Annotated in this window: 20 protein-coding genes; 12 read left to right on the top strand and 8 right to left on the bottom strand. The window is 55.2% G+C overall.

The window, feature by feature from the left end:
• Positions 1–34: 34 nt before the first annotated feature.
• Complete coding sequence (locus ACJJII_RS08635) at positions 35–496, bottom strand: copper chaperone PCu(A)C (RefSeq protein ID WP_413664261.1); 462 nt, start codon at positions 494–496, stop codon at positions 35–37.
• Positions 493–1,221 carry an N-acetylglucosaminyltransferase gene (locus ACJJII_RS08630; protein WP_444918911.1) on the bottom strand — a complete coding sequence of 243 codons (729 nt, stop codon included), beginning with the start codon at positions 1,219–1,221 and terminating at the stop codon, positions 493–495. The genes ACJJII_RS08635 and ACJJII_RS08630 overlap by 4 nt, the downstream gene beginning before the upstream one ends.
• A 120-nt stretch (positions 1,222–1,341) precedes the next feature.
• Between ACJJII_RS08630 and ACJJII_RS08625 the strand changes: the two genes are divergently transcribed.
• The 11 genes from ACJJII_RS08625 (at position 1,342) to coq7 (ending at position 13,462) form a co-directional block, all read left to right on the top strand.
• Positions 1,342–3,144 carry a protein-disulfide reductase DsbD family protein gene (locus tag ACJJII_RS08625; protein WP_444918910.1) on the top strand — a complete coding sequence of 601 codons (1,803 nt, stop codon included), beginning with the start codon at positions 1,342–1,344 and terminating at the stop codon, positions 3,142–3,144.
• A 259-nt stretch (positions 3,145–3,403) separates the two neighbouring features.
• Entirely contained in the window at positions 3,404–3,859 is a 456-nt protein-coding gene (gene aroQ / locus ACJJII_RS08620; protein WP_444914846.1) for a type II 3-dehydroquinate dehydratase, read from the top strand.
• Positions 3,860–3,881: 22 nt separating this feature from the next.
• A complete protein-coding gene (gene accB / locus ACJJII_RS08615) occupies positions 3,882–4,349 on the top strand; it encodes an acetyl-CoA carboxylase biotin carboxyl carrier protein (RefSeq protein WP_282934436.1) in 468 nt (155 codons plus the stop codon).
• A 15-nt stretch (positions 4,350–4,364) separates the two neighbouring features.
• The gene (accC, locus tag ACJJII_RS08610) at positions 4,365–5,705 is read left to right on the top strand and encodes an acetyl-CoA carboxylase biotin carboxylase subunit (RefSeq protein WP_444918909.1); all 1,341 of its coding nucleotides are present in this window, start codon (positions 4,365–4,367) and stop codon (positions 5,703–5,705) included.
• Between the two features lie 149 nt (positions 5,706–5,854).
• Positions 5,855–6,736 carry a 50S ribosomal protein L11 methyltransferase gene (gene prmA, locus ACJJII_RS08605; RefSeq protein ID WP_444906503.1) on the top strand — a complete coding sequence of 294 codons (882 nt, stop codon included), beginning with the start codon at positions 5,855–5,857 and terminating at the stop codon, positions 6,734–6,736.
• Positions 6,737–6,811: 75 nt separating this feature from the next.
• Positions 6,812–8,047 carry a DUF3426 domain-containing protein gene (locus tag ACJJII_RS08600; RefSeq protein WP_444918908.1) on the top strand — a complete coding sequence of 412 codons (1,236 nt, stop codon included), beginning with the start codon at positions 6,812–6,814 and terminating at the stop codon, positions 8,045–8,047.
• Between the two features lie 205 nt (positions 8,048–8,252).
• Entirely contained in the window at positions 8,253–9,245 is a 993-nt protein-coding gene (gene dusB, locus ACJJII_RS08595; RefSeq protein WP_444918907.1) for a tRNA dihydrouridine synthase DusB, read from the top strand.
• Positions 9,242–9,550: a DNA-binding transcriptional regulator Fis gene (gene fis / locus ACJJII_RS08590; RefSeq protein ID WP_020411495.1), complete on the top strand. Its 309-nt coding sequence runs from the start codon at positions 9,242–9,244 to the stop codon at positions 9,548–9,550. The genes dusB and fis overlap by 4 nt, the downstream gene beginning before the upstream one ends.
• 143 nt (positions 9,551–9,693) lie before the next feature.
• Complete coding sequence (gene purH / locus ACJJII_RS08585) at positions 9,694–11,265, top strand: bifunctional phosphoribosylaminoimidazolecarboxamide formyltransferase/IMP cyclohydrolase (protein ID WP_444918906.1); 1,572 nt, start codon at positions 9,694–9,696, stop codon at positions 11,263–11,265.
• Between the two features lie 191 nt (positions 11,266–11,456).
• A complete protein-coding gene (gene purD / locus ACJJII_RS08580; RefSeq protein ID WP_444918905.1) occupies positions 11,457–12,761 on the top strand; it encodes a phosphoribosylamine--glycine ligase in 1,305 nt (434 codons plus the stop codon).
• A gap of 56 nt (positions 12,762–12,817) precedes the next feature.
• Positions 12,818–13,462 (top strand): 2-polyprenyl-3-methyl-6-methoxy-1,4-benzoquinone monooxygenase, encoded by a 645-nt coding sequence (coq7, locus tag ACJJII_RS08575; RefSeq protein WP_444918904.1) that lies wholly within the window; start codon positions 12,818–12,820, stop codon positions 13,460–13,462.
• An 84-nt stretch (positions 13,463–13,546) separates the two neighbouring features.
• Here coq7 and ACJJII_RS08570 read toward each other — a convergent pair whose 3' ends face one another.
• A complete protein-coding gene (locus ACJJII_RS08570) occupies positions 13,547–13,954 on the bottom strand; it encodes an OsmC family protein (protein WP_282934442.1) in 408 nt (135 codons plus the stop codon).
• A gap of 301 nt (positions 13,955–14,255) precedes the next feature.
• Between ACJJII_RS08570 and crp the strand changes: the two genes are divergently transcribed.
• The gene (gene crp / locus ACJJII_RS08565) at positions 14,256–14,906 is read left to right on the top strand and encodes a cAMP-activated global transcriptional regulator CRP (RefSeq protein ID WP_051089460.1); all 651 of its coding nucleotides are present in this window, start codon (positions 14,256–14,258) and stop codon (positions 14,904–14,906) included.
• Between the two features lie 78 nt (positions 14,907–14,984).
• On the opposite strand, the gene trpC is transcribed toward crp, so the two are convergent.
• The 5 genes from trpC to trpE form a co-directional block, all read right to left on the bottom strand.
• On the bottom strand, positions 14,985–15,782 hold the full coding sequence (gene trpC, locus ACJJII_RS08560) for an indole-3-glycerol phosphate synthase TrpC (protein ID WP_444919268.1): 798 nt from the start codon (positions 15,780–15,782) through the stop codon (positions 14,985–14,987).
• Positions 15,776–16,825, bottom strand: a complete 1,050-nt coding sequence (trpD, locus tag ACJJII_RS08555) for an anthranilate phosphoribosyltransferase (RefSeq protein WP_282934443.1) — start codon at positions 16,823–16,825, stop codon at positions 15,776–15,778. Before trpD ends, trpC begins: the two co-directional genes overlap by 7 nt.
• A gap of 73 nt (positions 16,826–16,898) precedes the next feature.
• Positions 16,899–17,477 (bottom strand): anthranilate synthase component II, encoded by a 579-nt coding sequence (locus ACJJII_RS08550; protein WP_444912048.1) that lies wholly within the window; start codon positions 17,475–17,477, stop codon positions 16,899–16,901.
• Positions 17,474–18,337 carry an ion transporter gene (locus ACJJII_RS08545; RefSeq protein WP_444895314.1) on the bottom strand — a complete coding sequence of 288 codons (864 nt, stop codon included), beginning with the start codon at positions 18,335–18,337 and terminating at the stop codon, positions 17,474–17,476. Before ACJJII_RS08545 ends, ACJJII_RS08550 begins: the two co-directional genes overlap by 4 nt.
• A complete protein-coding gene (gene trpE, locus ACJJII_RS08540; protein WP_444918903.1) occupies positions 18,324–19,835 on the bottom strand; it encodes an anthranilate synthase component I in 1,512 nt (503 codons plus the stop codon). Before trpE ends, ACJJII_RS08545 begins: the two co-directional genes overlap by 14 nt.
• Positions 19,836–19,949 lie beyond the last annotated feature (114 nt).

Raw genomic sequence — 19,949 nt, 5'->3', positions numbered from 1 at the left:
TTTAATTCCCCCTCACTTCAAAAAAACTGCCAATTCAGCCATGGTGATGGTGGTGGTGCTCACCCTCATCACTCATCCGAACTATTGGCACAAGAATATCTACACTGCTGCCATCGGCAAAAAGCAGTCGCAACGGCAACTCTTCCCCCGCCTGCAAGCGCAGACCTTTAATCATTAAGTGAACTCCACCGGGAGCCATATCTACACTTGCCCCGGCGGCTATCGTCAGCTGATCCAGCGGGCGCATCCGGTTTATTCCGTTCTCCGATATTGTGGTATGCAGGTCTGCCGAAGCCTGCTCAACACCCGGCAACTCCACACCTGTGAGTACCTGACTCGAATCACCAGTGTTGTGCAGCGACACAAAGGCAGCGCTCATCGAAGGCCCGGGAGGTGTTTCCCGGGCATACCCCTCTGCCGTAATTCCTATGGAATAGGCGCCTTTAGACACAAGAAGTGCGGTGATTAAGAAGGCAAATGCCAATACTTTTTTCATGGTGCCCCTCCGCTGGGCTTAATCAGAATCAGTTTCGCCGGATTCCCGACTTTAATATCTCCACGCACCCGATACCCGGGCACAGCCTCCCGCAGTTGCTGATAAACCCAACGGCCCTCAGCATCACTGCGCGCTACGATAATGACGCGCAGCTGCTCGCTGCGAATCCTGCCCGCTACTCGCTGCAACTGTTCCACCAGCCCGGCAGACCTTGCTGCAAGTTCACCGGCTGGCAGATCTATCACCTCCCCTTGCGGTAAATCGAGCTGCGCTCTCCCCCGCTCGCGGACCAACTGTGTACGCACTTCAGCCACCAGCGGATTGGCCGGGGCCAACATCTCGGCCCGTTTCAACAGGGTATTCACCTCCCCAAAATCCCTGCGACGCAGGGCGTCCCGCGCCCACTCAACATAGGTGACCACAATGGTTTGAATACCAGTTTCTGCCTTGCTGTTATCCGGTTGCAGTTGCAATACACGCAGGTAATAGTCGTAGGCACTGGCGCCGGCAGGCTGGGTTAGATGCCCTTTGCGTAGCGCCTGTTCCGCAAGACTCAAAAAAAAGGAAATATTGTTGCGCCGAACCTGGTCTTGGGATGGCGTCTTTTTAGGGGCGGGAGGAGGGACAACCGTTTTAGGTGCGGGCTTATTGGATGAGCAGGCCCCCAGGCAAAATGCCAGTAGCAGTAAAACCCCAAGGCTGTGAAGGCGTTCAAATGACGGCAAAACAATCCCCTATTGTTGTTTTTTTGTACCACTGGCGTCGCTATACTGCTGCGGCGACTGAACCCCCGTCTGGTGCAGCAGTCTGAACTATGCGCCCGACTATAATGAATTTTTTCATCTATGGCTGTGATGACCAAAAGTTTCCGAAAAAATTTCCTCGTTCTGCTGACAATCCTGCTGGCCATAACCAGCATTGGAGCTACAGCGCAGAATTCCGATAACCCTTTTGCCTCGCTGAGCAGCGCCCAGGAAAACACTTTCCTGCCGGTCGATGAAGCTTATCAGCAGGACCTGCTCTTTGATGCCAACGGCCTCAGCGCACTCTTCCAGATTGCCCCAGAGTACTACCTCTATCGCGAAAAACTGGCGCTGTACAGGGTCGATAATGGTGAAAAAACTCCCATCCCCCTGAACCTGCCAACCGGTGAAGTTATTTGGGACGACTATTTCGAGAAAGAGACTGAGGTCTACCGAGGCCAGCTCGAATTTGCCCTGGACATCCCTGAAACCAGCGGTTCTACCCAACTGGAGCTCCACTATCAAGGCTGCGCAGATGCCGGCCTTTGCTATCCACCTCAGACCCGTTACTACAGTGTGGATTTTGCCAGTCAGGATATAGAACCGCAGGACAGCGCCTTAATTACAGGCGCGCCCACTCCGCCAGCGAGTGCTGGCGGTTCCGCCGGCAGTAGCAATGTCACCTTATCACTGGCGCTGCTTCTCGCATTTGCCGGTGGCCTGATCCTGAACCTGATGCCCTGTGTCTTCCCAGTACTGTCGATTAAATTACTGGCAGTGAGCCAGGCAGCACAAAATGTAAGCCAAAGGCACCACCACGGCTGGGCTTATACACTGGGCGTAGTTCTGAGCTTTGTGGCTATCGCCGCTGTGATGCTCGCCCTTCGCGCCGGCGGAGAGGCTGTCGGCTGGGGCTTCCAGCTTCAATCCCCCTGGTTGGTGGCAGCACTCGCCTACCTGTTTTTTATCATGGGGTTGAGCCTGTCTGGAATGACCGAACTCGGCAGTAACCTAATGGGTATTGGCGGCAACCTGAATAAACGTCAGGGGTTGTCGGGCTCTGTGGCATCCGGCGCGCTGGCAACCCTGGTGGCCAGCCCCTGCACTGCGCCGCTGATGGGCTCCGCACTGGGGTTTGCTGTTACGCAGCCCGCACTAATTGCGCTAAGTGTTTTTGCCGCCCTTGGCGCCGGTATGGCGGCCCCCTTCCTGTTGTTGACCTATATCCCCGCTCTAGCCGAAAAGCTGCCCAAACCCGGCCCCTGGATGGATCGCCTAAAGCAGCTGTTGGCATTTCCGATGTATCTCACTGCGGTATGGCTACTATGGGTTCTGGGCCGACAAGCCGGGGGGGATGGAGTTGCCCTGGTACTGGCTGGTGCCGTAGCCATTGCATTTGCCCTGTGGCTTTGGCCGCGTCCGCAATGGCACTGGCTGCGCGGTTCCCTGGCCCTGGCCTCCCTGGCCTTGGCAGTTTTTCTACTTCCGCAACTGAAAACCATCAATCAGTCTGAACAATTGTCCAGCAGCGATTACTGGGAGCCCTATTCGGCAGAGAGACTGGAGACTGCACGCAGTGAGGGGCGTGCAGTTCTGGCCAATATGACAGCGGCCTGGTGCATCACCTGCCTGATGAATGAGAAAGCTGTGCTGTCGAGCACCGAGGTCAGTGATGCTTTGGAGCGCCTCAACGTGGTCGCGCTAAAAGGAGATTGGACCAACCAGGATCCGCGAATCAGCGAATTATTGGCCAAATACGGGCGTACCAGTGTGCCGCTGTATCTCCTCTATCCCGCCGATGGGGGCGACGCAAAAATACTGCCGCAAATATTGTCTCAAGATGATTTACTACAGGAATTGGAGAACGCTGTGGACTCCCCTTTGAGCACTGGGGTGACTCAGTAAAGTTTTTGGCGCCTTTGTAGCCAATAACCCAAGGTAAACAGGCCACAGCCCGGATATTTTGAACTAATTTTTTGCCCAATATCGCCGAACTGCTGCTAACTTCGATAAACTCCGAGTCTGGCATGGACAGGGAGTCACTTTTGCGGCAGACTCGGTTAATGAGTTCGGGCAGCTAGGCCGAAATTTCGAGTTTGCCCGCAAGATAGCCAATTTTAACCCACTTTATATGGGTTTTCGGCAACTTTCTTCAGGGCGAATTATGGCTAAACTTCTTCTCCTTCACGGCCCCAACCTAAATCTTTTAGGCAGTCGCGAACCGCACATCTACGGGTCTACCACCCTGGCGGATATCAATAAAGCCGCCGAGCGCCAGTGCGACGCCGCCGGCCACGAACTGGAAGTCCTGCAGAGCAATAGTGAATCAGCCCTGCTCGAACGAATCCACCTGGCGGCGACCAGTGGGGTCGACTTTATCGTGATCAATCCCGCTGCGTTCACCCATACCAGTGTCGCCTTGCGCGATGCCCTGGCAGCCGTTGCCATCCCGTTTATTGAGCTTCACCTGTCCAATCCCCACGCCAGGGAAGCTTTCCGACACCATTCCTATCTTTCAGATCTGGCCTGCGGCGTAATCTGTGGCTTTGGCGCCAACAGCTACACCCTGGCTCTACAGGCAGCCATCCATCAACTGGATGCCACACCTGCACAACAATGAATCAAACTGCGAGTAAATAACTATGGATATCCGCAAAATTAAAAAATTGATTGAGCTGCTCGAAGAATCGGATATCGGCGAGCTGGAAATCAAAGAAGGCGAAGAGTCCGTGCGCATCAGTCGCGGCGTCAGCAGCGCAGCCCAACCCGTTGCACCGATTTACAGCGCGCCTCCCGCACCGGTTGCCGCCCCCGCTGCTCCGGCGCCCAGCGCTCCTGCTGCCCCAGCTGAAAAAGAGTCCAAGCCGGCTATCAGCGGACACGCGGTAAAATCCCCGATGGTAGGCACCTATTACGCTGCACCCAGCCCTGGCGCCGAGGCCTTCGTGAAAGTGGGCCAGCAGGTCAAAGTTGGCGATGTTGTATGCATCGTCGAAGCGATGAAAATGATGAACCAGATCGAAGCCGACAAGGCCGGTACTATTGAGTCGATCCTGCTGGAAGACGGCCAACCGGTTGAGTTTGACCAGCCCCTCGTGACCATCGTCTGAGTGGGGTAAGTCACAATGTTCGACAAAATCCTAATCGCCAACCGCGGCGAAATCGCATTGCGGGTTTTGCGCGCCTGTAAAGAGATGGGCATCGCCACTGTGGCGGTGCACTCTTTGGTAGACCGCAATCTCAAGCATGTACGCCTGGCCGACGAATCTGTATGTATCGGCCCCAACCCATCCCCGCAGAGCTACCTAAATGTGCCGGCCCTGATCTCCGCCATGGAAATCACCGACGCAGTAGCCGTGCACCCCGGCTATGGCTTTCTCGCAGAGAACGCCGACTTCGCCGAACAGGTGCAAAAGAGCGGCTTTACCTTTATTGGCCCTGATCCCGATGTGATCCGCCTGATGGGTGACAAGGTGTCTGCAATTGCCGCCATGAAAAAGGCTGGTGTTCCCACCGTTCCAGGCTCTGACGGCCCGCTGCCCGATAATAGCGAGCGCTGCATGGAGATTGGCCGCAGCATCGGTTATCCGGTCATCATTAAAGCTGCCGCCGGTGGCGGTGGTCGCGGCATGCGTGTGGTGGAAAAGGAAGAGGAGCTGGTGAACGCGATTGCCGTGACCAAGTCCGAAGCCCAAGCGGCCTTCGGTGACGGCACCGTCTACATGGAAAAATTCCTGCAGAATCCCCGCCATGTTGAGATCCAGGTAATGGCCGATGGCCAGGGCAACGCCATCCATCTCGGCGATCGTGACTGCTCCCTGCAGCGGCGCCATCAAAAGGTTTTGGAAGAAGCCCCAGCTCCGGGTATTCCCGATGAGGTGCGCGAGCAGGTACATGAGTCCTGTGTACAGGCCTGTATCGATATCGGCTATCGCGGCGCGGGTACTTTTGAATTCCTGTATGAAAATGAGCGCTTCTACTTTATCGAAATGAACACCCGTATCCAGGTGGAGCACCCCGTTACCGAAATGGTAACCGGCGTCGACCTGATCAAAGAGCAAATTCGGGTTTGTGCCGGTGAGAAGCTATCCCTGAAGCAGGAAGATATCGTAATCAAAGGTCACGCCTTTGAGTGCCGTATCAATGCCGAAGATCCGCAGACCTTCTTCCCCAGCCCCGGCAAGGTAAACAACTTCCATATGCCTGGCGGCCTGGGTGTGCGGGTCGACTCCCATCTCTACTCCGGATACTCGGTACCCCCCAACTACGATTCCATGATCGCCAAGCTAATCACCCATGCGGAAGATCGCGAAACCGCGTTGGCGCGTATGCGTGTGGCCCTGTCGGAACTGGTAGTGGACGGCATCAAAACCAATATTCCCCTACAGGAAGAGTTGGTACGAGATGAAAACTTTGCCAAGGGTGGGGTCAATATCCACTACCTGGAGAAGAAGTTAGGTCTTTAAGCGCTCGCCAGCCGGGGCAAAGTTAGCGAGAATTGCGGCAAACATAACGACACTGACCTTGCCAAGGATGGCGTGGCAACCGTCGTTATCTGAGTGCGGCCCAGCCGCAACAATGCCGTAAACATCGCTACAACATTTCCGGAATAATTATGCCCTGGCTACAACTCCGCGTGGACACCGACCGTGATCACGCGGAAAAAATCGAAGACGCACTGCTTTTTGCCGGTGCCGTATCTGTCACCCTGCAAGACAACGCTGACCAACCGATCCTTGAGCCGGGACTCGGAGAGGTGCCCCTATGGGAGCAAACACGGGTCACCGGGTTGTTCGATGCGGAAGTAGACACCTCGGTTACCGAGGCAAAAGCAGCTTCCTTCCTATGCGAAATGTTGCCCAATGCCCGCTGGGAGCAACTTGAGGACAAGGATTGGGAGCGGGAGTGGATGACCCACTACAAACCCATCCAGTGCGGCCCCAATTTATGGATCTGCCCCAGCTGGTGTGAGCCACCACAGCCAGACGCCGTGAACCTGCTGCTCGATCCGGGCCTTGCCTTCGGCACTGGCACGCACCCAACTACTTTCCTATGTCTGCAATGGTTGGCACAGCAGGAGCTCGCAGGTAAGAGTGCCATCGACTTCGGTTGCGGCTCGGGTATTCTGGGGATTAGCGCACTTCTACTGGGAGCAGAGCGAGTTCTCGGCACCGATATCGATCCCCAGGCATTGATCGCCAGTCGCGACAATGCCCAGCGCAACGGCATAGACCCCGAGCGCTTCCCGGTCTACCTGCCAGAACAAATGCCGAGCGAAGCCGCCGATGTCATGTTGGCCAATATCCTCGCCGGTCCCCTGGTAGAACTCGCCCCTCAACTAATACAGCTCACCCAATTGGGCGGAAAAATCTGTCTGTCCGGCATCCTCAGTTCCCAGGCAGAGCAGGTGAAAAATGCTTACAGCGAATGGATTGAGTTCGATCCTGACGGCGAACACGAGGGATGGGTCAGACTGACAGGCAAGCGGGTGCGCTAAATGCGCTCCCCAGCACTACGCGGGACCCCTTTGGGCTGATAAACTTGGCTGCTAAATAAACTGCGCTCTAGTCGAATGTCTCAACTGGTAACCCGCTGCCCTCATTGCAGCACATCATTTCATATTAATGACCAGCAACTGCGCGCTGCCCGTGGAGCCGTTCGCTGTGGGTCTTGCCTGCAGGTGTTTCGCGCAGACGAAAATATCGTTTTCTCAGAAAGTGATAGCGAGAGCCGCAATGATTTGGAGGCTTTGCTGGAAGACGATGACTTCCTGATCCACGACGATATCGAGCTCGACGAGGACGAACCCGCCACCCCGCCATCTCCACCAGCTGTAGATCAAACTGCCGGTCGGGAGAGTGCACCCAATGAGGGGGCACCTGACAGCGCGCCCAAATCTGAACCAAAAGAATATAGTGCAGCAGCGCAGGAATTAATTGGTGACGCCTTTGGCGACCATGAGTGGCAGGAGCTGGAAGCATCTCACACCGAAGAGGAAGCGGAACCCGAAGAGGACCTGGATAAAATCCTCAAGCCGGACTGGGAAGAACTTCCTGATTTTGATTCTGACCCTTCGCCCGAGTACAACGGCCAACCTGAAGTACCGGAGTTTGAAACTTCTAGCTCCCTCGCTGAGGAATCGTCTTGGGACAACAATGAGCCTGCAGTATCAACCGAGTCTGTAGATTCACCTCCCCCCACTGAGGAAAGCCGCCAGGAGCCTTACTTCGGTGGCGAATCTACCACTGCTGAAGAGCCCCAGCGGGAGCAATTAATCTCAGCTATCCAGCCCGCGCCTGTGGAGATGTCGTGGGGAGTTCCCAAAAAGAAACGCACAGCCTCTCCCTGGCTGTGGCGTGCATTGGTTCCCCTATCGATCCTCGGCATAGTGATTCAGGTTGCATACTTCCAGTTCGATAGCCTCAGCCGCAAACAGCCCTGGCGGGACTTCTATGCTGCCGCCTGCCCACTATTCGGCTGCACCTTACCCCAGCTAAAAGATACCCGGGCGATCCAGGCCACAAACTTAATGGTGCGCACCCACCCGCAGCTGCAGGGCGCCCTGGTAGTGGATGCAGTGCTGCTAAATACCGCCCCCTACGCGCAACCCTTCCCCAACCTGTTGCTGAACTTCAGCGACCTGAAGGACAAGGCTGTGGCCAGTCGCCGGTTTACCCCGGACGAGTACCTACAGGGGGAGTTGGCCGGACGCAAACTAATGCCCCAGGACAGCCCCATTCATATCGCAATTGAGGTGGTTGACCCCGGTGCAGAAGCGGTAAACTACGAGCTGAACATCACTCACTAAGCTCACACGAGCTCCCCGGCTAAGTTTTTAGCAAAGGGGGTTTGGCGCCATAAACAACCAAACCTGCGCATTCAGCAGGCTAAATGAACAGTGTTCGATCAAATTGCCCGCTTTTTCGCTTTGCCATTAACGGGCCAGCCGCTATCATAGGCGGCTGTTTTGCCGGGGCACAGATTGCCCTTCCTACAGCCCAAATGGAGCTACCGTGTCTACTGCCATTGGCCCCTATATTATCGACAACCCGGTAATTCTGGCGCCCATGGCCGGTGTCACCGACCGCCCCTTCCGCCAGCTGTGCCGAGAACTCGGCGCCGGATTGGTGGTTTCGGAGATGGTGACCTCGGACACTCGCCTGTGGAACAGCCGCAAGTCCCGCTTGCGCCTGGATCACGGTGGCGAAGCGGCGCCCATATCGGTGCAGATCGCCGGCGGTGATCCTGAGATGATGGCGGAAGCCGCTCGGGAGAATGCTCGTCGCGGCGCGCAAATCATCGATATTAATATGGGTTGCCCGGCAAAAAAGGTGTGTAAGAAAGCAGCGGGCTCCGCCCTGCTGCGGGATGAAAAGCTGGTAGCGGATATTCTTCAAGCCGTGGTCCAGTCTGTTTCCGTCCCGGTGACGCTAAAGATCCGCACCGGCTGGTGCCCGGATTCCCGCAATGGCGTCACTGTAGCCAAAATGGCCGAGGATTCCGGGATCGCTGCACTGGCGGTTCACGGTCGCACTCGCGCCTGTGGCTACCACGGACAGGCTGAATTCGATACCATTGCCGAAATTGTATCCAGGGTAGAAATCCCGGTTTTTGCCAATGGCGACATCTGCAGTGCTGAGAGAGCCCGAGAGGTGCTCGATTACACTGGCGCATCGGCGGTCATGATTGGCCGTGCAGCACAGGGACGACCATGGATTTTTCGGGAAATAGCCCACTATCTCGCCACTGGCGAGCGGCTACCCGAACCGACATTGGATGAAGTCAGGAATATTTTGCTCGCCCATTTGGGCGAACTACACCGATTCTACGGTGAAGTGATGGGGGTCCGTATCGCTCGCAAACATGTGAGCTGGTACTTGAAGACGCTCGCGGATAGCGAGTCCTTCCGCAAGACCTTTTTCCAAATAGAGAGTGCAGAAGTACAACATGCCAGCGTTCACGAGTGGTTTGAACGCCGAATAACGAGAGGGGCACAAGCGGCATGAACAACGAAGTATTAATTCCGGATACTGGCAATGAAGAAGTATCCTCCAGGGGACAGACTCAACTGGCACAGCCACAGCAGCAGTCCCTGCGCGATGCCGTCGAGCACGCAATGGAGAACTACTTCCGCCACCTGGATGGCCAGATGGTAACCGATGTCTACGACATGGTGCTGTCGGAGATCGAAGCGCCCATGCTCGAAGTGGTGATGAAATACACCCGTCACAACCAGACCCGCGCCGCGCAATTACTGGGTCTCAACCGTGGCACCCTGCGCAAGAAGCTGAAGCGCTACGGCCTGCTGTAAGCTTCCCACCGAGCGAAATTTTGAAGGGGGATGAGGTAACTCATCCCCCTTCGCTATTTTCCCGGCAGCGTTTTTGTTGCCACAGTGGACAACCGCTAAAACCCTTTAAACATCCTTTTCGAAAACCAGTTGGATCAAGTGCAATGACAGACAAGGTTTCCATCCGCCGCGCTCTAATTAGTGTCTCTGACAAGAGTGGCATTGTAGAGTTCGCTCAACAGCTCTCCGCAATGGGGGTTGAGATTCTTTCCACCGGCGGAACCCACCGCCAGCTCAAGGAAGCGGGTATTCCCGTGGTAGAAGTTTCCGACTACACCGGCTTCCCCGAAATGATGGACGGCCGTGTCAAAACTCTGCACCCGAAAGTACACGGTGGCATTCTGGGGCGCCGTGGTACCGATGATGCCATCATGGGCGAGCACGGTATCACCCCGATCGATATGGTGGTGGTTAACCTCTACCCCTTCGCTCAAACCGTTGCCAAACCCGACTGTTCCCTCGAAGATGCTATCGAGAATATCGATATCGGCGGCCCCACCATGGTTCGCGCTGCCGCCAAGAACCACAAAGATGTCACTATCGTGGTCAATGCCAGCGATTACGGCAACATCATCGAAGAAATGAAAGATAACGATGGCACCTTGAGCCACGCCAGCCGCTTTGACCTTGCGGTAAAAGCCTTTGAGCACACGGCGGGCTATGACGGCGCTATTGCCAATTACCTGGGCGCCATTAAAGGCGAAGAAAAGCAGCTGTTCCCGCGCACCTACAACAGCCAATTCATCAAGAAGCTGGATCTGCGCTACGGTGAGAACCCGCACCAGAAATCCGCTTTCTATACCGAAGCCAACCCAGCTGAGGCCAGCATTTCCACTGCTACCCAGTTGCAGGGTAAAGAGCTGTCCTACAACAATATCGCCGATACCGATGCCGCGCTGGAGTGCGTCAAGTCCTTCGAGCAACCCGCTTGCGTTATCGTTAAACACGCCAATCCCTGTGGTGTGGCAATTGCTGAAGATATTCATAAGGCCTACGACCTGGCTTTCGCTACCGACAGCGAATCTGCCTTTGGCGGTATCATCGCCTTCAACCGAGAGCTGGATGGCGCCACTGCCCGCGCTATCGTCGAGCGACAGTTTGTTGAAGTCATCATCGCACCGTCAGTCTCCGAAGAGGCCAAACAGGCCGTTGCCGAGAAGAAGAACCTGCGCCTGCTGGTATGCGGCCAGTGGAGCAGCGAGCGCACCCCGGCGCTGGACTACAAGCGCGTTAATGGCGGCCTGCTGGTTCAGGACCGCGACGACGGTCTGATCACGGCTGCTGACTTGAAAGTAGTCTCCAAGCGCCAGCCCACTGAAGAAGAAATCCGCGATCTGCTGTTTACCTGGAAAGTGGCCAAGTTCGTAAAATCCAATGCCATCGTATACGGCAAAGACGGTCGCACTGTGGGTGTAGGCGCAGGCCAGATGAGCCGCGTAAACTCCGCACGCATCGCCGCGATCAAGGCCGAGCACGCCGGCCTCGCTGTTGCAGGGTCCGTTATGGCTTCCGATGCCTTCTTCCCCTTCCGCGACGGCATCGATAATGCTGCCACTGTGGGAATCCAGGCGGTCATCCAGCCCGGCGGTTCCATGCGCGATGAAGAAGTGATCGCCGCAGCGGACGAGCACAATATGGCCATGGTATTTACCGGCATGCGCCACTTCCGCCACTAAGATTGTACGCCCGCAAATGCTCACTGCTGCGGGCTATGATCAACGGGCTGGGAAGTATCGATACTTCTCAGCCCGCACAAATCATTGGAATCCAGGGGCGAGACTCAGGCCTCAGAATCAATTCCACGTTAAACTAGCACACCTATAACCTGTGCAATGGACCGGATCGGTCGACTTAGGGGGATTTAAGAATGAACGTATTGGTTATCGGATCAGGTGGCCGCGAGCACGCCCTGGCGTGGAAAGCAGCGCAAAACCCAAATGTCGGCACCGTCTATGTTGCCCCGGGCAACGCCGGCACTGCCCGCGAACCCAAGCTGGAAAATATCGCAATCGGTGTGGATAACTTCGCCGCCCTGGCAGATTTCGCCGAGGAAAACGGCGTAGAGCTAACGATTGTCGGCCCGGAAGCACCGCTGGTAGAGGGTGTTGTCGATTTCTTTAATGCCCGTGGCCTCGCCATTTTTGGCCCCAGCAAAGGCGCCTCGCAACTGGAGGGCTCCAAAGCCTTTACCAAGGACTTTCTCGAGCGCCACAAAATCCCCACCGCTGCCTACCGCAATTTCACCGAAGTGGAGCCGGCGGTTGCCTACATTCGCGAGCGCGGCGCGCCCATCGTGGTTAAAGCCGACGGCTTGGCTGCGGGCAAGGGTGTAATCGTTGCCGAAACCGAAGAGCAGGCTGAGCTCGCTGTACGCGATATGCTGTCTGGAAACGCCTTTGGTGAAGCCGGCTGCCGCGTGGTTATCGAGGAGTTCCTCCAGGGTGAGGAAGCGAGCTTTATCGTGATGGTGGATGGTGAAAACATCCTGCCGATGGCCACCAGCCAGGATCACAAGCGCGTTGGCGATGGTGATACCGGCCCCAATACGGGCGGTATGGGTGCCTACTCCCCGGCACCGGTGGTGACCGACACCATTTACCAGCGCATTATGCAAGAGGTTATCGAGCCCACCGTTAAAGGCCTGGCCTCTGAGGGCACACCCTACACCGGTTTCCTCTACGCCGGCCTGATGATCGATAGCGACGGCACCCCGAAGGTTATCGAGTACAACTGTCGCTTTGGCGACCCGGAAACCCAGCCAATTATGATTCGCCTGAAATCAGACCTGGTCGACCTGTGCATGGCTGCTCTGGACAAGAAGCTGGACACTGTCACTGCTGAGTGGGACCCCCGCCCAGCCCTGGGTGTGGTACTTGCCGCGCACGGCTATCCCGGCAGCTACCGCAAAGGCGACGCCATCAGCGGCCTGGACAAAGCAGACAGTGACAACGCCAAGGTCTTCCACGCCGGTACCGCACTGGATGGTGAGCGCGTAGTCACCAATGGTGGCCGGGTGCTGTGCGCTACAGCATTGGGGGATACCGTCGCTGAAGCTCAGGAAAATGCCTATGAATCAGCTCGGGCTATCTACTGGGACGGCGTGTTCTTCCGGAAAGATATCGGCTACCGCGCTGTCGAAAGAGAAAAGGTTTCTGCAGAGCAGCAGGACTAACAGCTGGCATCGGCGGCCGCTCATCAGCGGTCGCCTCTGACAGGGAGCAGAATACTATGAGTAAACGCAGCCTCAGCGGACTCGACCGCCTGTTAATTCAAGCGGATCGGGCTCTGCGCACCCTGAGTCCCGGCGAACCCTGCCACGGCCGGGCATCCCCGGCGAAGGGTGAAGCCGAGATAGACCTCACCGACAGCGAACGCAAACACGCCGCTGGCCTTATGCGGGTCAACCATAGCGGTGAAGTCTGCGCCCAGGCGCTCTACCAGGGCCAGGCCCTGACCGCCAAGCTGCCCGAGGTGCGGGGGGAAATGGAGCGCGCTGCCGATGAGGAGATCGACCATCTGGCCTGGTGTGAACAGCGCTTGAAGGAATTGGACAGCCGCCCCAGCCTACTCAACCCACTGTGGTACGGCATGTCCTTTGGGCTCGGCGCCGCCGCCGGGAAAATCAGCGACCGAATCAGCCTCGGTTTTGTGGCCGCTACGGAAGACCAAGTGTGTAAACATCTTGAGAGCCACCTCGAAAAGCTTCCCGCCGACGACAAGAGAAGCCGTGCGGTAGTGGAACAGATGTTAATTGACGAAGACGAGCACGCCCACGCTGCACTGGCCGCCGGTGGTGCCCGCTTCCCCACTCCGGTAAAAGGAGTGATGTCTCTCGTATCCAAAGTGATGACTTCGGCCAGTTATAAAATCTGACCGTTACTCTTCAATCATTAAAACGACTTGGAGTTTAGGGAGGTTACGCCCAGTTTCCTCCCTCCCTTCCCGGCTAATTTCTCTTCAAGCTTCTTCAACGCTGTAGCTGTGCACAATCTCGACACCCGCATTGCGCAACATGATGGAGCCTGAGCAGTATTTCTCTGCGGAGAGTTCCACTGCACGGGCAACATGGGATTCCTTCAATCCGCGACCGCGCACTACAAACTTCATTTCAATTCGCTCAAACGGCGATGGGGTTGTATCTGGGCGCACACCTTCCAGTTCACAATGACAGGAAATAATGTCTTGTCTCGCCTTCTGTAAAATACTCACCACATCGTAAGCCGCGCAGCCACCGACGCCCAGCAAAATCATTTCCATCGGGCGCACACCATTATTTGTGCGGCCGCCTTCCATCACTACCGAATTACCGCTGCCAGCTTCACCGACGAAGGTTAAATCATTTACCCAGGTTACTTTCCCCTGCATCACTCCACTCCCATTAAAACTTCAGCGGCGAAGCTTAGCATATTGGCGAAGTCTATCCCGGCACCTGTATGTTTCCGGTATAGTGTCTGGTACGCCTCCGCGCGAAAGCCGAATGACGCACGATCAAATGCTTTTTCTATGAACGCATCGTGGTTTATGAAGTCCAAGCGACCCAGTGCCATAGTGTCACAGGTCACACTGCGGAACTTTGCCGCGGTCAGCCCCTGTTGGGGATTTTGTTTTCGCGCGATAATTCAATAGTGCTCAGCTGCTAAAGCCGGGATAGAGCACAAGACAAAAAATGAGGAATAAATCCGTGACGGTTGCTATCGAAGACCCCATGACTATCGGCAATATTGAAGACTTTCTGGCCCACTGCCACCGGCGTCGCTACCCGGCCAAGAGCACAATTATCTATGCTGGCGACCGCTGTGAATCCCTTTATTTCATTATGCGCGGTTCCGTTACAGTTCTGATTGAGGACGATGAAGGCCGCGAAATGATCGTTGCCTACCTCAACGACGGAGACTTTTTCGGTGAGATGGGCCTGTTCGATCAGGACACCCGCAGTGCCTGGGTCCGCACCAAAACCGAGTGTGAGGTGGCAGAAATCTCCTACACCAAGTTCCAAGAACTCACTCGCCAGCACCCAGAGTTTCTTTTCGCCCTGGCCACCCAAATGGCAGGCCGCCTGCGCAACACCACGCGCAAAGTTGGCGATCTTGCCTTCCTGGATGTTACCGGACGTGTCGCTCGCACCCTGCTCGATCTCTGCAATGAGCCGGATGCAATGACTCACCCCGAGGGCATGCAAATAAAAATCACCCGCCAGGAAATTGGCCGTATCGTCGGCTGCTCCCGGGAAATGGTGGGCCGCGTATTAAAAACCCTGGAAGAACAGGGCCTGGTTTCCGTTAAAGGTAAAACCATGGTGGTGTACGGTACCCGCTAGTATCCGAATAAATACACCGCATAAAAAAAGGGCGATTTTTACATCGCCCTTTTTTATTTCTACTACTGGAGTAAGCGGTCAGTTAAACATTTCCATCAGTTTCCTGCCCGGCTCCTCCTCCCGCATAAAGGCCTCTCCCACCAGGAAAGCATTGACGTTATGACCGCGCATCGCCGCAACATCATCTGTGGTATGAATACCACTTTCCGTAACCACAAGGCGGTCTTCGGGGATCAAGTCCAGTAACTTAAAGGTATTTTCCAGCTGCACATCGAAAGTGTGCAGATTGCGATTATTGATGCCGATTAAGCGGTTAGGTAATGCCAGGGCCCTCTCCAACTCCTTGTGGTTATGCACTTCCACCAAGACATCCAAGCCCAACTCCAAAGCGAGCCCGTTGAGATCCGCCATCTGTGGATCTTCCAGGCAGGCTGCAATCAGCAAAATACAGTCGGCCCCAATCGCGCGAGCTTCATAGATTTGGTAGGGATCAACGGTAAAGTCCTTGCGCAGCACCGGTAGGCGTACGGCATCTCGGGCCTGCTGCAAGTAATTATCTGCGCCCTGAAAAAAGTCCACATCGGTTAGTACTGACAGACAAGCCGCGCCACCTTTTTCATAGCTGGTAGCAATTTCTGCAGGAAGGAAATCCTCGCGAATCACGCCTTTACTGGGAGAGGCTTTTTTAATTTCGGCAATTACTGCAGCCTCACCAGTGGAAATCTTGCGATCCACTGCTTCGACAAAGCCTCTCGCCGGTTCCTGATCCCTGGCGCGAAGGCGAACTTCGTCGGTGGAGCACTCAGCCTTGCGCTCGGCAACCTCTTGCCACTTGCGCTCGACAATTGTTTTTAAAATGGTCGGTGTACTCACGATTGAATTTCCTCTGGGCGAAACGCACTGGTAAACGCGGCAAGATCGTTAATTTTCTCTCCGGCGAGACCGCTGTCGATAGCATCTTGTGCCATAGCGACACCTTGCTCTGCAGAGTGCGCAACGCCGCTGACATAAATTGCCAGGCCTGCGTTAAGCGCAATAATATCCGCGGCTTTTTGCCCCGCCTCAGTATTGCGCTTACCCAGCGCATCGCGAATCAGGGCCAGGGAGTCCTCGGAACCAGAAACACTAAGATCAGAGAGGTCACGGCGCTGCAAGCCAAAGTCTTCAGGCTTGAGGGTATATTCCTGCAAGGCACCATCCTTTAATTCCACAGCAAAGGTATCCGCAGCAATACTGGCTTCATCGAGCCCGTCTTCACTATGTAAAACCAGCACATGCTCTGAACCGAGCTTTTGCAAAACTTCAGCCAATAGGCGGCAGTAGCGCTTGTCATACACACCGATTACTTTGCGCTTTACTCCCGCCGGATTTGTCATCGGCCCGAGTAAATTGAAGATGGTACGCAGTCCCAGCGCCTTGCGCGATGGGCCAACGTGGCGCATCGCATTGTGAAAGCTGGGCGCAAACATAAAGCCAATACCGATAGTCTCTACGCAACGCGCCATCTGCGAGGGACTCAATTCCAAAAATACGCCGGCGTGCTCAAGCAGGTCCGCAGAACCACTACTGGACGACACGGAGCGATTGCCATGCTTGGCTACCTTAGCTCCGGCAGCAGCTGCCACAAAGCTGCTCGCACTGGACACGTTAAACAGATTGGCGCCATCGCCGCCGGTGCCGACAATATCAACTGTGTTTTCCAGGTCGAGCTCAACCTTTATCGCCAGCTCACGCATGGTTTCCACAGCGCCGACAATTTCATCGACTGTCTCCCCGCGAATGCGCAGTGCGATAAGGAGTGCGCCTATCTGTGACTCCAGCGCTTCGCCACACATAATCTGGCTCACGGTTTCGCGCATTTCTTCACGAGTAAGGTGTTCGCCATCCACCAGTTTGGCAATGGCCTGTTGAATATTCATTTTTCCCCCTTTGCCCCGCTCTGCTTATTGATTCTGGCGGGGCCTGCCCGCCGCGCACTTGTTCTTCCGGTCCTCAAGACTCGATAAAGTTTCTCAACATATCGTGACCGTGCATGGTGAGAATCGACTCAGGATGAAATTGCACCCCTTCTACCGCTAATTCCCGGTGCTTCACGCCCATGATCTCGTCAATTTCACCATCCTCTGTCTCAGTCCAGGCGGTGATCTCCAGGCATTCCGGTAAACTGCTTTTCTCCACTACCAGTGAGTGATAGCGAGTCGCCTCAAATGGGTTGGACAAACCGTGAAACACCCCCAAATTGTTGTGCACTATAGGAGATGTTTTGCCGTGCATAACCTGCCGGGCACGAACCACCCTGCCACCGAAGACCTGACCAATACTCTGGTGCCCCAGACAAATACCCAAAATAGGGATACTGCCGGCAAAACGGCGAATGGTATCGAGAGAAATACCCGCCTCATTGGGGGTACAGGGACCCGGCGAAATCACGATTTTCTCTGGCGCCATTGCCTCGACTTCATCCAGGGTAATTTCGTCGTTGCGTTTCACCACCACTTTTGCACCCAGCTCTTCCAGGTACTGCACTACATTCCAGGTAAAGGAGTCGTAGTTATCGATCATTAAAATCATTGTGCGGCCCCCTTAGCCTCTGGTTGATAAGTGGATTCTTCCATTCTTTTTTGCAGGCGTGCGAGAGAGGCCTGGGTCGCGCGGAGTTCGCGCAGGATTTCGGTCTGGCTTGGAGGCAGACACATTTCATCCATACGTCGCAATTTGGCCTCTTCCAGGTTATTCAAGACTACACCGATAAAGAGGTTAATCATTACGAACGCCCCCATGACCACAAAGCTAACGAAGTAAAGCCAGGCCCAAGGCATCGAATCCATCGCGGTATACATAATATCCGTCCAGTCCTCAAAGGTGACAATGCGGAATAAACTCAAAAATGCGATGGGTAAAGTGCGCCAGTGAGTTGGATCAATATCGTGAAATAGGAAATAACCCGCTACACCATAGATATAGAAAATGATGCTCATCAACAAAGCAATGTGCATCATGCTTGGCAAACTGCGCAAAAGCGTGTCCACCAGTGTGCGGAGTTCCGGGAATGCAGACACCAGCCGCAAAACCCTTAATACCCGCACCAAACGCGCCAGGGTAGCTAGCGGCCCTGTAGCAGGAATCAAACTCAGTGCAATAATAGTAAAATCAAAGCAATTCCAACCACTGGCAAAGTAACGCCAGGGACGGGCCCCATGGGCAAAAATTTTAACCAGCGCCTCAATAACAAATGAGGCGAGAATCAGTTGATTAATAGCGCCCAGCAGCGTACCAAAGCGCTCCGTCACCCAAGTGGAAGTCTCCAACCCAACAGCGACAGCATTGAGCAGAATCATTCCGATAATGATTTGGTTAAATAACGGCGCTGCGACGACTCGCTCGCAGCGTTCAGCCAGGGTCAACTTTTGAGAAATACTAACTTCGCTCATCTTGCTCGATCTTTAAAGGGTCACTACTCTTGGCCAGCGCCATACCGGCAGCGCGGAAAAGCGCTCGGGCCTTATTCATTGTTTCATTCCACTCCGACTGCGGATCGGAGTCCGCCACCAGGCCAGCCCCCGCCTGCACATATAGTCGGCCATCCTTGATAACTGCTGTGCGAATGGCGATAGCGGTATCCATATTGCCATTCCAAGCCAGGTAGCCGACCGCCCCACCGTAAATGCCACGCTTTTCTGGCTCCAGCTCATCGATAATTTCCATAGCGCGAATCTTGGGGGCCCCCGACAGGGTACCGGCCGGCAGTGCCGCGCGCAGAGCATCCATTGCGGTGAGGCCCGGCTTTAACTGGCCGACAACATTGGAGGTGATATGCATCACGTGGGAATAGCGCTCGACAAACATTTGGTCGGTGACTTTAACACTGCCAGTATCAGCCACCCTGCCGATATCATTGCGCCCCAGGTCAATCAGCATCAGATGTTCAGCGAGTTCTTTGGGATCTGCCAACAGCTCTTCCTCCAGGGCAAGATCCTCCTCCTCAGTGGCTCCCCGATGGCGGGTTCCCGCCAGAGGTCGCACAGTCATTTCCCCCTCTTCTAAATGCACCAAAATTTCTGGGCTGGAGCCCACCACATGGTGATCACCCAGATCGAGGAAATACATATACGGCGAAGGGTTCAAACTGCGTAAAGCACGGTAAAAATTGAGTGGCGGCGCATCGAAAGGCGCAGACAGGCGCTGGGAGGGCACCACCTGCATCACATCGCCGGCAAGCACATACTCTTTAACCCGGTCTACTGCGCGCTTAAAGTTGTCCTCGCCAAAGTGGGATTGGAATTCGCTCTCATCAATGCCGCGCCCATGCAAATCGAGGGGCACGGTATCCGGCAGCGGTTGTGCTAACTGGCCAACCAATTGGTCCAGGCGCTGCTGGGCTTTTTCATAGGCTGCTTCTTCAGCGGTATTTGCGTGGACAATCAGAATTACCGCACCGGCAAGATTGTCAAAAACCACCAATTCATCGCTGACCATCAACAGGATGTCCGGATTACCCAGGGTATCCGGCGGAGTACTGGCGGCCAGACGCGGTTCGATATAGCGCACGCAGTCATAGCCAAAATAGCCCACCAACCCGCCGTTAAAACGAGGCAGATCCGCTAATTCAGGCACCTGATAGCGCTGCTGAAACTGCTCAACAAACTCCAGAGGGTCGGCGACGCTGTAGCTCTCTACAACCTCACCATCAGTTTCCACGGTGATGTCAGTGCCCTTAACCCTGAGCAGAGTCCGCGCAGGTAAACCAATAATGGAATAGCGTCCCCACTTCTCCCCGCCCTGGACCGATTCCAGCAAATAGCTGTAACGGCCTCCGGCCAGTTTCAAATAGGTGGACAGTGGCGTTTCAATATCCGCCAGTACGCGCCTTACCAGGGGGATACGGTTATAACCCTCAGACGCAAGTTGAGCGTATTCAGTAGGGGTCATGGAGACTCCGATCAATTTTTCATTCTTTATGATTGGCGCCAGAGTATAAGCAGCGCCCACGGGAAAGGTGCCTCAATCGCCAAACTCGATTGGGCCTCAGCAGATCAGTGGCGC

The organism is Microbulbifer maximicatervae (SeqCode), assembly GCF_052467825.1.
This window is presented reverse-complemented; position numbering and strand designations above follow the sequence as displayed.